This is a genomic window from Actinopolyspora mzabensis, assembly GCF_900101095.1.
Taxonomy (GTDB): domain Bacteria; phylum Actinomycetota; class Actinomycetes; order Mycobacteriales; family Pseudonocardiaceae; genus Actinopolyspora; species Actinopolyspora mzabensis.
This window is the reverse complement of sequence record NZ_FNFM01000008.1, coordinates 70,761-86,201: the sequence shown is the minus strand read 5'-3', so window position 1 is coordinate 86,201 and position 15,441 is coordinate 70,761. Positions and strand designations below refer to the sequence as shown.

Annotated in this window: 12 protein-coding genes; 6 read left to right on the top strand and 6 right to left on the bottom strand. The window is 69.6% G+C overall.

Features of this window, described 5'->3' with window-relative positions:
* Positions 1-266 precede the first annotated feature (266 nt).
* Entirely contained in the window at positions 267-3,302 is a 3,036-nt protein-coding gene (locus BLR41_RS14370; RefSeq protein ID WP_245694230.1) for a sacsin N-terminal ATP-binding-like domain-containing protein, read from the top strand.
* Between the two features lie 263 nt (positions 3,303-3,565).
* On the opposite strand, the gene BLR41_RS14365 is transcribed toward BLR41_RS14370, so the two are convergent.
* The gene (locus BLR41_RS14365) at positions 3,566-3,868 is read right to left on the bottom strand and encodes a DUF2530 domain-containing protein (protein WP_245694228.1); all 303 of its coding nucleotides are present in this window, start codon (positions 3,866-3,868) and stop codon (positions 3,566-3,568) included.
* Between the two features lie 201 nt (positions 3,869-4,069).
* On the opposite strand from BLR41_RS14365, the gene BLR41_RS14360 reads away from it, so the two are divergent.
* Both BLR41_RS14360 and BLR41_RS14355 read left to right on the top strand, forming a co-directional pair.
* Entirely contained in the window at positions 4,070-4,498 is a 429-nt protein-coding gene (locus BLR41_RS14360; protein WP_092628908.1) for a MarR family winged helix-turn-helix transcriptional regulator, read from the top strand.
* A gap of 101 nt (positions 4,499-4,599) precedes the next feature.
* Entirely contained in the window at positions 4,600-5,931 is a 1,332-nt protein-coding gene (locus tag BLR41_RS14355) for an MFS transporter (RefSeq protein ID WP_092628906.1), read from the top strand.
* 549 nt (positions 5,932-6,480) lie between these two features.
* On the opposite strand, the gene BLR41_RS14350 is transcribed toward BLR41_RS14355, so the two are convergent.
* From BLR41_RS14350 to BLR41_RS14340, 3 genes are all read right to left on the bottom strand, one after another.
* Positions 6,481-7,110: a superoxide dismutase gene (locus BLR41_RS14350; protein WP_092628904.1), complete on the bottom strand. Its 630-nt coding sequence runs from the start codon at positions 7,108-7,110 to the stop codon at positions 6,481-6,483.
* Positions 7,111-7,259: 149 nt separating this feature from the next.
* The gene (locus BLR41_RS14345) at positions 7,260-8,756 is read right to left on the bottom strand and encodes a glutamate-cysteine ligase family protein (protein ID WP_092628903.1); all 1,497 of its coding nucleotides are present in this window, start codon (positions 8,754-8,756) and stop codon (positions 7,260-7,262) included.
* Between the two features lie 247 nt (positions 8,757-9,003).
* Entirely contained in the window at positions 9,004-10,320 is a 1,317-nt protein-coding gene (locus tag BLR41_RS14340; protein WP_092629198.1) for a multidrug effflux MFS transporter, read from the bottom strand.
* A gap of 210 nt (positions 10,321-10,530) precedes the next feature.
* Between BLR41_RS14340 and BLR41_RS14335 the strand changes: the two genes are divergently transcribed.
* The 3 genes from BLR41_RS14335 to BLR41_RS14325 all read left to right on the top strand — a co-directional run bounded on the left by BLR41_RS14335 (position 10,531) and on the right by BLR41_RS14325 (position 12,636).
* Positions 10,531-11,337 (top strand): TrmH family RNA methyltransferase, encoded by an 807-nt coding sequence (locus BLR41_RS14335; protein ID WP_092628902.1) that lies wholly within the window; start codon positions 10,531-10,533, stop codon positions 11,335-11,337.
* Between the two features lie 246 nt (positions 11,338-11,583).
* On the top strand, positions 11,584-12,192 hold the full coding sequence (locus BLR41_RS14330; protein WP_092628901.1) for a DUF2537 domain-containing protein: 609 nt from the start codon (positions 11,584-11,586) through the stop codon (positions 12,190-12,192).
* A 93-nt stretch (positions 12,193-12,285) separates the two neighbouring features.
* Positions 12,286-12,636 carry a hypothetical protein gene (locus BLR41_RS14325; RefSeq protein ID WP_092628899.1) on the top strand — a complete coding sequence of 117 codons (351 nt, stop codon included), beginning with the start codon at positions 12,286-12,288 and terminating at the stop codon, positions 12,634-12,636.
* A gap of 114 nt (positions 12,637-12,750) precedes the next feature.
* On the opposite strand, the gene sepH is transcribed toward BLR41_RS14325, so the two are convergent.
* Positions 12,751-13,764 (bottom strand): septation protein SepH, encoded by a 1,014-nt coding sequence (gene sepH / locus BLR41_RS14320; RefSeq protein WP_092628898.1) that lies wholly within the window; start codon positions 13,762-13,764, stop codon positions 12,751-12,753.
* A gap of 367 nt (positions 13,765-14,131) precedes the next feature.
* Positions 14,132-15,277 carry a phosphoserine transaminase gene (serC, locus tag BLR41_RS14315; protein WP_092628897.1) on the bottom strand — a complete coding sequence of 382 codons (1,146 nt, stop codon included), beginning with the start codon at positions 15,275-15,277 and terminating at the stop codon, positions 14,132-14,134.
* Positions 15,278-15,441 lie beyond the last annotated feature (164 nt).

Genomic DNA, 15,441 nt, shown 5'->3' with positions numbered 1-15,441 from the left:
ATTCCGTCCGGTGAGCGCTTCGGTGAGGTCGCGTGGAAGCTCCCGCGGTCGTCCCGAACCGCGGTACGGACCGGTCATCCGCTCGCGCCGGGCTCGAACGTGAAGCCGACTCGATCGTGATGCTCTTCGAACGTGGTCGGCGGGGCCGCTCGTCGCGGTGGCCTCGCCCCGAGCCGCTGATCGCCGTCCGGTGAGCGGGTGTCCTCGCAGGATACAGTGAAACCGCGGGAAAAGCCCGGCAAAGCGGCCTGTTCAAGAGGACGAAGTTGAGCGATTCAGCGGACAACGTGGCCACGGACGACTCGTCCGATCCGTTCGGCACGGCGGCGTTGCGTGCCGCCGTACTGGATGCCTGGCGCGGCTCGCCCACCCGGTTCCGGGAGGACGCCAACGCCGAGGAGGACCTCCGGCTGGGCGGCTATCGGGACCGGCTGCTGGTCGAGCTCGCCCAGAACGCCTCGGACGCGGCCCGCGCCGCCGGAACTGCCGGACGGTTGTCGGTCCGGCTCGCCGACGGCGAGCTCAGAGTGGCCAACACCGGGCAGCCGCTCGACGGGTCGGGCGTCTCGGGGCTGACGGCGTTGCGCGCCTCGCCCAAACGCGCCGAGCCGTCCGTCGGCAGGTTCGGGGTGGGCTTCGCGGCGGTCCTGGCCGTCACCGACGCCCCCCGGCTGACCACGGCCCTTGGCGGGGTGGAGTTCTCGGCCGCCCGGACCCGGGACGAGGTGGCGGCGCTGGCCGAGTCGAGTTCGGAGCCGCCCGCCGCCGTGACGGAACTGGTCTCCCGCGGCGGTCAGGTGCCGGTGCTGCGGCTCGGTTGGCCGACCGGCGAGCGGCCCCCCGAAGGGTTCGACACCGAAGTCGTGCTTCCCCTGCGCTCCGACATCGACGGCGAGAAGCTGCTGGACGACATGGCGGAGCAGGTGGTGGACCTGCTGCTGGCGCTGCCCGCGTTGCACCACGTCGACATCGGTGACCGGCACTGGTCCCGCACGGATTCCACCGAGGACAGGGTGGTGGTGCGCACCCCCGAAAGCACCCGGCACTGGCTGCTCGAACGCGCCACCGGTGAGTGGCCGGAGTCCACGCTCACCGGCATAGGGGTGGAGCAGCGCGAGCACTCGCGTTGGTGGATCTGCTGGGCGGTGGAGCTGGCCGCGGACGGTACCGTGCTGCCGTCGCGCAACGACGTGCTGCACGCCCCCACCCCCACCGAGGAACGGCTCTCGCTGCCCGCCCGGTTGTTGGCGGGCGTACCCGTGGAACCGGACCGCAGGCGGGTATCGGAGTCCCCCGCCACGAGGGTGGTGCTGGAACGCGCCGCCGCTGCCTACCCGCCGCTGCTGTCGCGGTTGGAACCGCTCGAACGGTCCGCCCTGGTGCCGCAACCCGGCTTTCCGCTGTCGGACACCGACGAACGGTTGCGCCGCGACGTCGTCGAGCGGTTGAGCGAGGCCGATTGGTTGCCCGCCGCCGACGGTTCGGTGATCGCGCCCCACCGCGCGACCGTGTTGGACCCGTTCGCCCCCGAACTGGTCGAGCTGCTCGCCGAAGTGGTGCCCGGCCTGCTCGGGGCGAACCTCTCGGAGTCCCCGCACGCCACCGCGCTGCGTTCGCTGGGCGTGCACCGCATGGGAGCGGCCGAGATCGTCGAAGCCGTGACCGGACTCGACAGGCCCGCGGCATGGTGGTGGCGGTTGTACGAGGCGCTGCTGCCGATCGAGCGCACCGACCGCACGGCACGCGAAGAGCTCACCGCGCTGCCGGTTCCGCTGGCCGACGGACGAACCGTGACCGGAGTGCGGGACCTGCTGCTGCCCGGCGACGGCGCGGAGGAAGCCGTGGCCGCACTGGCCGAACTGGACGTCACCGGGCTGCGGATCGCGGCGGCCGAGGCGGTGCACCCGCTGCTGGAACGCCTCGGCGCGCACCACGCGGGCGCTTCCGAACTGCTGGACGCGCCTGCCCTGGTCGAGGCGGTGCACAACAGCGTGGCCGATGCCCGAGCCGGAGCCGATCCCATGCGGCTGGCCGAGCCGGTGCTTCGGCTGGTGGGCGAGACGGGCCACCGCGACTGGCTGGGCGCGTTGGCGCTGCCGGACTCCGACGGTGAGGTGCGCCGTGCCGACGAGCTGTTGCTGCCGGAAGCGGCGCTGCTGGAAGTGCTCGATCCGCACGCCGTCGGCCCCGACGCGCCGTTGCAGACCGTCGCGGGTCACGTGGTCGAGCGGTGCTCCGCCGAGCGGCTCCGTTCCGTGGGGGTGCTGGACTCGTTCGCCGTGCTGATCGAGGAAGAACCCACCTCACCCCACGAGGGGGTGGCCGACGCCGAGGTCTGGTGGCGTGAGCTGGAGCGCCTGCGCGGGGACGAGTGGCCGCCCCACCGGTTCGTCGGGGTGCGGGATCTGGATCTGGTCGCCGAGAACGCCTGGCCCGCGGCACTGCGCCTGCTCACCGCCGACCCCGAAACCGCCCGTGCCCTGCGCGAGCCCGACGGCTACACCCCCTGGTGGATAGCCCGGTTCGCCGTGCTGGGTGGGCGTTCCCCCAGGCAATGGCGGCTCGCGGACGCCGAACAGCTCGCGGGGCTCTACGATCCGGTGCCCGATGTCGGTGTCGACGAACGGACCCTGCGGCTCGTGGGGGTACGCGCCGAACTGACGGTGCACGACACCGCGGATGCCGCCGACCTGGTGGCGCGCCTCGCCGACCCGGAGCGCCGGGTGCGCGCGGGACTGGCGCTGGGTGCCCACCGCGCGTTGGCCGAGGCGGTGGACTGCGAGCGGCTCGATCCGGGCGATGTCGACCCGCCGCGAGCGGTACGGTCGGTCAGCTCGGCGGTGGTCTCCGCCGATCGCGCGGTGGTGTTGGACGAGCCGTGGTTGCTGGGGGTCTTCGAACCGGCTCTGGTGGTGGCGGGCGGAAACTCGCACGAGTTCGACGCCGAGGCGCTCGCCGAGCTGCTCGATCTGCCGCTGGCCTCCGAACAGGGCGTGGTCGAGATTCTGGGGGAGGGCGTCACGCAGTCCTGGCAGGACGTGGCCAGGGTTCCGGGCGCCTGCGAACTGCTCGGGATACCCGTGCCCCCCGGCGAGGTCGAACTGCGGGACGGACTGCGGGTGCGTACTTCGGAAGGGGAGCACCGGGTGCACTGGTGGGTCGACAACGCCGGTGCGATCTACAGCGAGCGAAGCTCGGACGGGTTGGCCCGGGCGCTGGCCTGGGCGGTCGATCGTTGGCAGGACCGGTTCACCCTGGCGGCGCTGCTGGCCGACCCGGACGCCACCACGCTGCTCCGCTGAGTTGCCCGTCCGGCGCGGGGTGCGCCCCCTCGGGGCGGTGTCGATTTCGCGCGAAATCGCCGCGCCGGAGACCGTCGTCGGGAAGCGACCATGCGGGTAGGCAGCGTGCGTGTCCCCGGTGCGTGAGTCGGATGCATCGCGAGGCCGGGCCGCTCGCCGCGTAGGTCGCTACTCAAGAGCCGGCCCAACGCTCCCGAGGCGCCGACTCACGTGACGGCTAACCGGCCACGTACGGCAGGTGCTGCTATGGGTTCCGAAAGATGTCAGCCGTCGAGTCCGGCGAGTCCCTGCCAGGAACCGCGGGAACCGCGACGCGAGGCCGAGCGCTGCCAGCGAAAGACACCGTAGCCGATTATCCCCAGCGCACCACCGGTAACACAGGTCCAGAACCGTACGTCGACACCCGAGCCCGTCCAGCCGAGCATGCCGAACACCACGGCGGCCACCAGCCAGCACACCGTGCCGGTGATCACGACCGGAGTCGGGCCCGCGAGTTTCGCCGGGAGGGAGGGGACCGGGCGCATCCGGGGCGGTCCGGTGGGAGCGTCGTTGTCGTCCGCTGCCACGGTCGTCCTCTTCCTTCGGTCGGGATTCGTTCGGGGGCGAGACGCCTTCGCCGGGAGTTCGGGCGCGTGCTCCGTCGTCCGCGAGTCGAGGGGCGCAGACGCTGCCGACGAGGTGCGGTGCGGGGGTCACCAGCTTACCCGGAGCCTCGTGGGACTGCCGCGTCGCGGCGGAATTGTCCGTTATTTTGCTAGACTAACGAGGTGTCTGAAACGGCTGAACGCGAGCGCACTCTGGCGAGCAGACTGCGCATCGCCATTGTTCGCCTGAACCGCCGGTTGCGTGCGCAGACCGAGTCCAGTGTGACGCTCTCCCAGATGTCGGCGCTGGCCTGCCTGTGGCGGAACGGCCCCTTGGCGCCCAGAGAACTGGCCGCCCACGAGGGGGTGCAGCCTCCCTCCATGACCAGGGTCATCGCCGCGCTGGAGGATCTCGGTCTCGTGTACCGACGGCAGCACCCCACCGACGGTCGGCAGGCCATCGTGGAGCTGACCGAGGCGGGCAACCAGCGCATGGAGCAGGAGGTCTCCGTGCGGGAGCAGTGGCTCGATCTGCGGCTGGCGGAACTCACGGACCAGGAGCGCGACACGCTCTCCAGCGCGGCGCGCATCCTCGAGCGGATGGCCCGGTGATGCCCTCCCGCCTTGGTTACCGGTGGAGCCGAGCACTCGGCGCGTCCGGCGCCGACACGAGCAGCGACACCCCCGACAAACCGAACGGTTGACCGCAGCAGATGTCCAAATCCGCCCAGCAGGAGTCCGACAGGCCGGAGCGGAGCAGTCGCTCATCCGTATCGGATGAATCCACTGCCGGGCGGGCGCGCGGCGGGATGTTTCGTTCGCTGCGGGAACGCAACTACCGCTACTACGCCTCCGGGCAGGTAGTCTCGCTGACCGGTACCTGGATGCAGCGCGCCGCGCAGGACTGGCTCGTGCTCGAGCTCTCCGACGGGTCGCCGGCCGCGCTGGGGGTGGCGGTCGCGTTGCAGTTCCTGCCCACGCTGCTGTTCACGCTCTACGCCGGAGTGATCGCCGACCGGGTCGACAAGCGTCGACTGCTGCTGGCGGTGCAGAGCGGGATGGGGCTGTGCGGCGTGGTGCTGGGGCTGCTCGACGTCGGCGGTGTGGTCGAGCTCTGGCACGTCTACGCGCTGGCACTGGGGCTGGGGTGCTTCTCGGCCGTCGACGCCCCGGTGCGGCAGTCCTTCGTGGTCGAGATGGTGGGGGCCCGGGAACTGCCCAACGCGGTCGCCCTCAACTCGATGACCTTCAATCTCGCCCGCATCGTCGGTCCCGCGATCGCCGGTGTGCTGATAACCCTGATCGGTACGGGGCCGGTCTTTTTGCTCAACGGGTTGAGTACGGGCGCCGTGGTGGCCGGTCTGTTGTTGATGGACCCGAGCAGGCTGCACCGGACCTCGGGAAACACGGAGGGGAGCGGCAGTCTCCTGGCGGGACTGCGCTACGTCTCGCGGAGTCCACGGCTGATCGTGGTGCTGGCGCTGGTCTGCTGCGTGAGCACGTTCGGGATGAACTTCGAGAACGCCTTCGCGGTGATCGCGCGCAACGTGTTCGACCGGGATGCCGCCGGATACGGCTTGCTGATCACAGCACTGGCGGTGGGCACGCTCACCGGTGCCTCGCTGGCCGCGCGGAGGGCAGGTGGGCGGCCTCGGTTGCGGCTGGTCTTCGGTGGTGCAGCCGCGTTCGGAGCCCTCGAGGCGACGGCTTCGCTGATGCCCTCCTACCGCAGCTTCGCGGTGGCGCTGATCCCCGTCGGGATCGCCGTGATGACCTGCACCACGGCGGCCAATTCCACTGTGCAGCTCTCCGTGGACCCGGAGATGCGAGGCAGGGTCATGGGGCTCTACATGATGCTGTTCCTCGGGGGCAGACCGGTCGGAGGGCTGCTCTCCGGCTGGTTGGCGGAGATCTTCAACGGCAGAGCGCCGTTGTTGCTGGGCGGTGTCGCCGTGGTGCTGGCGAGCCTGATGGGTGCCATCGTGCTGGCACGGAACTCGGACCGGGAGAGCGGCTCCGCGGGGTTGCCGGAGAAAGCAGGTTAGGCTAACCTAAACGATGTCGCTTCGTGGTGGGAGCGGCAGTCAGTTCGGGGACCGAAAGCCCCCGGTCCGTGGGGCCGGGGGCTTCTCGTTCGCGGGTGAGTGTGGGGTGCCCTGGCCGGGTGGCCGGCACGTGAGTCGGCGCCTTGGGAGCGTCGGGCCGGCTCTTGAGTAGCGACCTAGGCGGCGAGCGGCCCGGCCTGGCGATGCATCCGACTCACGCGCTCGAGACACCCACGCTGCCGCGACCACGGTGACTTTCCGACGGCAGTCTCAGGGGCGGCGATGCGGCGCCGGGTGCGTAAATTTCCCACGAAATCGCCGGGCCGCTTCGACGTGGTGGCGAACTCCCGCCACGGAGCCGTGGCAGTGGAGCGCTCCGCCTCCAGGCAGAGAAAAACTCGGGTTTCCCTCCCGGGGGAGGGAAACCCGAGTTCCGGCAGTTCGGCTTGTCGGAGCATTCACTGCCGGAGATTCGCGGGAGTCGAGTGCGGGGCCGCGAGTTCTTCGGACACCCGCCTCGTCCGAGACCGGTCCGGGGCGTGCCGGGGATCAGGACTGCGGCAGCCGCAGCCCGTTGTAGCCGGCCCGAGCATCGGCGAACCGGCGGGAGACCTCTTCCCAGTCGACCACGTTCCAGAGCTGCTTGACGTAGTCGGCCTTCACGTTCTTGTACTGCAGGTAGTAGGCGTGCTCCCAGATGTCGAACACCAGCAGCGGGGTGGTGGCGATCGACAGGTTGGAGTGGTGATCGCGCAGCTGTTGCGTGATCAGTCGCTGCCCGACCGGGTCCCACGCGAGCACGCCCCATCCGTTGCCCTGGATCGTGGTGGAGACGGCCTCCATCTGGGCCCGGAAGTTGTCGAAGGAACCGAAGTCCTGGTCAATGGCCGCCGCGAGCTCACCGGTCGGCTTGTCGCCGCCGTCCGGGCTCAGGATCTTCCACCACACGAGGTGCAGTGAGTGGCCCGCGAGGTTGAACGCCAGCGTGGTCTCCAGCCCGACGATCGACGAGTAGTCCCCCTTCTCACGCGCCTCGGCGATCTTCTCGATCGTGTCGTTGGCTCCCTTGACGTAAGCCGCGTGGTGCTTGCTGTGGTGCAACTCGTTGATCTCACCGGCGATCGCGGGTTCGAGCGCCGAGTAGTCGTAGTCCAACTCGGGCAGCACGTACTGCGCCATTGACCGTCTCCCTTTCGCAATGGGGTGTCGGTAGCAAGTCTGTCGCAGTTGCAAACTACTAGCAATAGTTTCGGCGCGCTCGGCTCGGGTGGGTACTTCGGGACGGAACCCGGTGGGCCCGGGCGGCTCCCGGCCCCACCGGTGTGGGCTCATTCCACCGGCCAGGTGTGTACGGGCTCGCCGCTGTCACCCAGTGCGATGTAGCGGCGCAGCATCTCCACCAGGGCTGGTTGGCGATCACGGCTGCGCTGCAGGCGCAGCACCGTCTCGCGCTGCCAGTCGGCGCCGGTCTGCCGGGCCTTGCAGCGCTGTTCCAGCACGCCGAGGTGGCGTTGGCTGGCCGCTGCCGAGACCCCGCACGCCTCCAGCCCCTCGTGGGCCATCGGAAGCAGCTTGCGCAGCACCAACTCGTCGGCCGGTACCCAACCCATGCCGGGCCAGTACAGGCGGGCGTTCATCCCGTGGCGGGCCCCGCTGTAGAAGTTCTCCTCCGCCGCGGCGAACGACATCTGGGTCCACAGCGGCCTGTCCTGTTCTGCCAGCGCGCGTTGTGCGCCGTAGAAGAACGCGGCGTTGGCCAGCATGTCTACCACTGTCGGTCCCGCGGGCAGCACCCGGTTCTCCACCCGCAGGTGCGGAACCCCGTCCACCAGGTCGTACACCGGGCGGTTCCAGCGCCAGATCGTGCCGTTGTGCAGTCGCAGTTCCGAAAGCGTCGGGGCGCGCCCGGAGTTCAACGCGGCCACCGGGTCCTCCTCCTCCGGCTCCGGCATCAGCGAGGGGAAGTAGCGCACGTTCTCCTCGAACAGGTCGAAGATGGAGGTGATCCAGCGCTCCCCGAACCACACGCGGGGCCGCACTCCCTGGTTCTTCAGCTCCTCGGGTCTGCTGTCGGTGGCCTGCTGGAACAGCGGGACACGCGTCTCCTGCCAGAGTGCCTTGCCCAGCAGGAACGGTGAGTTCGCCCCGACTGCCACCTGCACTCCGGCCAGGCACTGCGCCGCGTTCCAGTGCGCGGCGAAGTCCTCCGGCGCCACCTGCAGGTGCAGTTGCGCCGAGGTGCATGCGGAGGAGGGCAGGATCGAATCCGCGTGCGAGCGCAGCCGCTCCTGGTCCTGATCGCCGAGCGGGGTGCCCGACATGTGCAGCAGTATCTCCTCGCCGCGTGCCGCGCAGATCTGCTGGTTGAGCAGGCTGTAACGCGCGGGGTGCGACAGCCAACGCGGATCGAAGTGGGAGCTCCGCAGCGTCGGCAGCGTTCCGATCATGACGAGTTTGGCCCCGATGTCCTGGGCCTTGCTGTCGGCGTTCAACAGCGAAGCGCGCAGCTCGTCCTCCAGTTCGAGGGCTCCCCGGCCGGCCAGCGCTCGCGGGCGGACGTTGATTTCCAGGTTGTGCTGTCCCAGTTCGGTCGTGTACGAGGGGTCGTCGATCTTCTCCAGTACCTCGGCGTTGGACATCGAGGGGCTCATGCCCCCGTCCACCAAGCTCAGTTCCATCTCCAGCCCCATCTGTTGGTGGGGGAAGGAGAAGTTGCCCTCAGCCAGCATCCGGGCCAGCGCGTCCAGGCCGCGCTGCATTTTGTCCCGGTATCGCTGCCGATCGCCCGGTCGGAACGCCCGACTGATTACGTTCTGTTTTCCCATGCCGCGTCACCCCGATCCAACGGTGTGCACATCGGCAGCTTCCGTGCTGGTCAGCGCCGAATTTCACAGTGGCACACCGGTGACCGCCCATGCCAGCGGCCAAAATGGTGGCACGATCTGACGAACGAGGGAGAGGGCTGGAGACGCTGTGTGTTCGCTGCTGCCGGAGGTCCATCGCGAGTGCCCGGCAAGGCGGAGTACTGCCCCTGGAGCGGTCAGTGCCGCGGCCGGTCAGTGCCGCGGCCGGTCAACCCGCGGCGGGCGCCGCCGCGCTCGTACTCCGTCTGCCCAGGGTCAGGTGGACCGTCAGCGAGGCGAGCACCACGCCGAACATCACCAGTGACATGGGCATTGCCGAACCGACTCCGCCGAGCCCCACCAGCGGGGCCGCCAACGCACCCACCACGAACTGCAGGACCCCGAGCAGTGCCGAGGCGCTTCCGGAAACCTCCTGGCGTTCGGCGAGTACGAGCATCGTCGTGTTGGGCATCACGAATCCGAGGCTGGAGATCATTACGAACAGCGCGCCGAGCAGGAAGGGCAGTGGCAGCCCCACGGCCACGGTGACCACCAGCAGCAACCCGGCCACCGCTGCCGCGCTCAGCGCGCAGAGCAACAGCTGGGACTCGGTCGCGATCCTGCCGACGAGCCGCGCGTTGATCTGGCCGCCCGCGACCAGTCCCAGGGCGTTGCTGCCGAACGCCAGACTGTACGCCTGTGGGGAGAGCCCGTAGATGTCCTGCAGCACGTACGAGGAACCGCTGACGTAGGCGAACATCGCGGCCATGGCCAGTCCCGCCGCCAGGGCGTTGCCCAGGAAGGAGGGGCTGCTCAGCAGTCCGCCGAAGGTGCGCGCTGTGGAACGGGGACGCAGCGGTTGGCGCCATCGTCCCGGTTTGGTCTCGGGGAGTGCCATTACCGTCACCAGGAACAGCACCACCGAGAAGGACGCCAGCACCACGAAGACCCCGCGCCAGTTGGTGAAGTTGAGTACCTGCCCGCCGATGACCGGCGCCAGAATGGGAGCCAGGCCGGTGACCAGCATCAGCGACGAGAAGAACCGGGAGGCCTCCACTCCGGAGTAGAGGTCGCGTACCGAGGCGCGGGCGATGACCATTCCCGCGGCCGCACCGAAGCCCTGCAGGAACCGTAACGCGGTCAGCGCGTACACGTCGCCGGAAAGCGCGCACAGCACGGAGGTGGCGAAGTACACCCCCAGCCCGACCAGCAGCGGCTTGCGCCTTCCGACCGAGTCACTGACCGTTCCCGCGACCAGTTGCCCGAAGGCGAGCCCGAGCAGCACGGCGGTCAGCGTGAGTTGTCCCTGTGCCGAGGTGGCTCCCAGCTCCCTGGTGAGCTCCGGCAGGGCGGGTAAGTACATGTCGATGGTCAACGGGCCGAACGCGGTCAGTCCCCCGAGGATGAGGGCGAACCGTGCCTTGCGGCGCAGTCCGGAGTTGTCGACGCCGGTCTCCGTCTCGGTGTGGGGTGTTCCGTCGTCGCGGTGGCTGTGCTGCTGCCTGGCGCCGCTCGGTGGAGCGTCACTCGGTCGCGGGTCGCTCATGAGCCGGCCTTCCGTGATCGGGAACTCGCACCCGTTCAGCACGAACGTGTGAAGGCGGGTGGTTATGCCCGTCTCGTTCGCATGGCTAAGTGAGCCCGGTCACGATCCTCGTGCCCACCGGGGCGGGTGGCTCGGCACCGGCCACGAGCACACCGGCCACGACCACGGTCGTCGTCGAAGGTGGCACCCCCTGATGCGAGGATACGAAGTGTGGCCAGGCTGATCGAAGTAACCGATGCGGAGGACCCCGCGGTCGACGACTTCCGCGATCTGACTACCGCCGATCGTCGTCCCGATCGCCCCGGCGGGCGCGGACTGGTGATCGGCGAGGGCAGGCTGGTGGTGGAGCGGCTGCTCGCCTCGCCCTACCCCGTCCGGGGGTTGCTCGGGGAACGCAAACGGATAAACACCCTCGAACCGCTGCTGCGTGAGCTCGACGTCCCCGCCTACATCGTCGAGCCGGACATGCTGGCCAGGATCGTGGGCTTCCACCTCAACCGTGGCGTACTCGCGGTGGCGGACCGTGCTCCCGAACCCGATCCGGCCGAGCTGATTCGCCGTTCCAGCAAGCTGGCCGTGCTCGAGGGAGTAGTCGACCACGAGAACCTCGGAGCCATGTTCCGCAACGCCGCCGGGCTGGGCCTCGACGGGGTGCTGCTGGGACGAGGCTGCTCCGATCCGCTCTATCGCCGCAGCGTCCGGGTCTCGATGGGGCACGTACTGCGTGTCCCGTTCGCCAGACTCACGGACTGGCCCGGCGATCTGGAGCGCCTCGGTGCCAACGGTTTCCGGGTGGCCGCGTTGGCTCCCCGTCCCGATGCCGTTCCGGTGGGACGAGCGGGGCTCTCCGAGGGCAAGGTGGCGGTGCTGATGGGGTCGGAGGGCCCCGGGTTGAGTGAGGAGGCCCTGCGGTCCTCCGATCTCACCGTCGGCATCCCGATGTCCCGCGAGGTGGATTCGCTGAACGTCGCCGCCTCGGCCGCGATCGTGTTCCACGCCATGCGCTCCGACTCGTGAGGCCGCATCCCCCGAGCGGGGGATCGTGCGGCCATCCCCCTCGTGGGCGGCCGTTCGCGCGGCCGGGGCGAGGGGACCGAGGAGTCGGGGCCCGGGGAGTCGAGCAGGCGGTCGAATCAGCTCCGCGCTCCCGCGCGGGAGCACGTCGGGAGATTCCGCGGCTGTGCCGACGGCGGGGGTGATCCTCGGTTCCGGCCTGCCGGAGAACATCACCCCGGTGGAAAATCTCAGTAGGGGGACGTCGCGATGGTCGGGGAAACCATGGAACTCCGGGTCGCCCGAGGGCGCCCCTGGTTCGTCGAGGGAGACGGGCTGCTCGGTCTGCAGCCGGAGCACCTGGGGCTTTCCCCCACGCTCTGTGCGGCGCTGTACGAATGGGCCGAGGTCATGGAGCGGATCAACCGCGGGGACCCCCTCGACGAGCGGGCGTTGTGGGCGGCGGCGCGTCGTGGCCGGCTGCTCGCCGGGCGCGCGGCGGCGGAGTGCGGCCGTGCCGTCCGGCATCTCGATCCGCTGACCGGTGAGCCGAGCAATGTGCCCGAACCCGGTGGGCAGCGGATTGTCGCGGGGTCCGACCCGCGGGGCGAAGCAGTCGATCGCACCGCCCGGCCCACCGGCGTGACGGTAAGTCTCCTCATCGCGGTGCTGATCGCCCTGGTGCTGGTGGTGGTTTCGCTGGGCTTGGCCGAGGTGAACCCGCTGCTCGGAGTCGCGGTCAATCTCGCCGTGACGGGCGGATTCGCCCCGTCGGTCTGGCTCGGGCGCGCCGTACCCACCTGGCGCTGGGTGGCTTTCGGAGTCGCGCTCGGTGTCGCGGCGTCCTGGGTGATCCTGCCGCTGAGTCTGCTGGGGTGAGTCGGCCTCCCCGTGCCCTACACCATCCGGAGGAACTAAGGTTCGGCCCGGTCAGCATGGTTCCGCGTTGGGCCGTTGGGCACAATCGAGGGCATGTCACCGTCCGCGCGCGTGTTGTTCCTGGTCGGCCTCTTGTCGATCCTCGTGGCCCTGCTCACCGGGGTATTGCTGGTGGCGATGGACTACGTCGCATGGATAGCGGGAACGATCGGCGCGGTCTCCATCGCGGGGGGGTTCGTGGCGCGGGCGCTCTCCCCGGACACCGGCGGTGGAAAGTCCACAGGGGACGGTGTTTCCTCCGGTGGTGGACGCCCCCGCAACAGATTCATCGGCAGATCGCTGCCGGGAGTGCGGGACCGTATCTGGCAACGACACCTCGAATCGAGAGGCGGGAACTCCGGCGACGAGCAGCAGAGTCCGGAACAGGACTCCTCCCGCCACTGACTCGGGTGCCGCTGAAACCGGCGTCGCCGAACTCGCAGTCGCCCGCCCGCGGCCGACCGACCAGCCGTCCGGCGCTCGCCGCACGTAGTCCGCCGGTCACGGTCTCGCTCTCGATCATCGGTTCGACCGCACGCCGAGCAGCACGTCCTCCCAGGAGGGAACGATCGGGTGATTCTTGCGTCCCTCCCTGGTGTCCGCGTCGTCCTCGAGGTCCTCAGGGTCCGCCGCCGTCGCGTCTTCGGCCCCGTTGTCCGGCACTGCCGGGGACTGCTCGGTCTCGGAGCCCTGGAGCACGCTTCCGAACTCCGCCTCGTTCGACTGCGAGGTGGAGCCGAGTAGTGTCCCCGCCGTCATGGCGGGGATGTGGGCGGTTCCGGCGGTACTCTCGGCGAGGCCGAGGTTGTTCTGCTCGGCCGCGTCTCCCAGCAACGGAGTGGTGGGCTCCCGATCGTCGGGGTGGGTCTCCTCCGCTTCCGGCTCGGAGTGGTCCAGCTCGAGTGCTTCCCTGGCGAGTTCGGTTACCGGACGTACCGTGCGCAGTGGCCGGTTCGGTGCGGGATCGAGCAGATCGAGCGCGTCCTCGTCCAGCGCGGCGATCGTGCCCCCCTGCGCGCCGGGGTGGAACGTCCAGTGTGCGGTGTTCTCCGTACGGCCGGCCTGCCAGTGCAGCGTGACCACCCACTTGCCGTCCTCGCCGCGCCAGGCGTCCCAGCTGGTCTCGCCGTAGTCCTGCCCCCGCATGCCGAAGGTCTGCGAGATGATCTCGCCGAGTGTCTGCACGTCCGGTCCGTCCTCGCGGATCGGATGCGCCTGCTGGGCCTTCTCGGCGACCTGGGCCCGTTCCAGTAAAACCGGGTAGGCGTAGCGCTCCACGCGTTGCTGCGGAATTCCGGCCTCGGCGGCGACTTCCTCGACGGAAGCACCCGCACGAACCCGTGTCTGGATCTCGCGCGGCCGCATCTGGGCTTCCAGCTCGATCTGTACCTGCCCGAGACGGGTGAGGTCACCCCGGGCCGCGGCGCGGAGTCGCTCGTCGGCGGGCACCGCGAAGCGTTCACCGTTGTCGGGATCCTCACACACGACGGTCTCACCGTCCTCTTCGAGCCCGACCACTCGCAGCGCTCGCATAAGTGCCTCCCCGCGCCTCCCGCTGATTTTAGATCACCAAGCTATAACGATAACTCGACGGGGGGTCTCCGTGGGACGGACGCGCCGAGTGTCGTAACGATGATCCTGCCGAACGGGCGTACCCCGCCGCATCCGTGGAAATACCCTGATTCCGCGAAAAATCGTGTGGTCTCGATTACCCGGGCGAGCCGCGGCGGGCGCTCCGTCGCCGCGGGCTCGGGCGTATCGCTCGGGACCGTGCCGGTGAGTCCTCGGCATCGGCGCGGTGCATCGCCGCGGCGCATCGGGGCGGACGGCGACGCCGTCACCTCGCCGGAGCCGGTCCCGGGGTGGGCGGTGCACCGCCCACCCCGGGAATCGCGTCGAATCAGCCGAGCTTGCCCACGATCCAGTCGATCGCCTGCGTCAGCTTGGTGACGTCGTCCGGCTCGACGGCGGGGAAGGTGCCGATGCGCAGCTGGTTACGGCCGAGCTTGCGATAGGGCTCGGTGTCGACGATGCCGTTCGCGCGCAGCGCCTTGGCCACGGCGTCCGCGTCGATCGAGTCGGCGAAGTCGATCGTGTTGACCACCTGGGAGCGCTTGGCCGGGTCGGCGACGAAGGGGGAGGCGAAATCCGAGGACTCGGCCCACGAGCACACTCGGCGCGAGGACTCACCGGTGCGCCGCACGCACCAGTCCAGCCCGCCCTGCTCGAGCATCCACTCGATCTGGTCGGCCAGCAGGAACAGCGTGGCGACGGCGGGGGTGTTGTAGGTCTGGTCCTTGCGCGAGTTGTCCAGCGCGGTGGTCAGCGACAGGAACTCCGGGATCCAGCGGTCCGAGCCGCCGATCTCGCCCACGCGCTCCAGCGCGGCCGGGCTCATCGCCGCGATCCACAGCCCGCCGTCCGAGGCGAAGCACTTCTGCGGTGCGAAGTAGTAGACGTCGACGTCGGCCGGGTTGAACGGCAAGCCACCAGCGCCGGAGGTGGCATCCACCGCGATCAGCGAGTTCTCGGACCCGGCGGGGCGAGTCGGGGGCAGCATCACGCCGGTGGAGGTCTCGTTGTGGGCCCAGGCGATCAAATCGGCCGTCGGGTCGGACACCGGCTCGGGGGCGTCGCCCGGTTCGGCCTTGACGACGATCGAGTCGTCCAGGAACGGAGCGGACTTGGTCGCCTTCGCGAACTTCTCGGAGAACTCACCGTAGGTCAGGTGCAGCGCACGCTGCCGTACCAGCCCCAGGGTGGCGGCGTCCCAGAAGGCGGTGGTGCCACCGACGCCGAGGACCACCTCGTAGCCCTCCGGCAGGGAGAAGAGCTGGCGGAGACCTTCCCGCACGCGTCCGACGAGCGACTTCACCGGTTTCTGTCGGTGCGAGGTGCCCATCACGTCGGCACCCTCGTTCGCGAGCCGCGTCAACTGCTCCGGCCTGACCTTCGACGGTCCGCATCCGAACCGTCCGTCGGACGGTACTAGTTCAGCGGGCAGCCGCAGCGTCGTCGGGTCGATGTTGGTTTCGGCCTGCGTCATGCCGGCGCCTCCGGTCCTTGTTGTGTTGGTTTCGGCCCGTTCGGGGGCCGCTTGCGAACATGCACGAAGTTGGCCAGATGACCGGCGCCGTTGCCGGCTCAAGCACGGCTGGGCGCACACCGCCGGCGCGGTCGGACGGATCGCGCCACCGTGCCGCCGGTGTG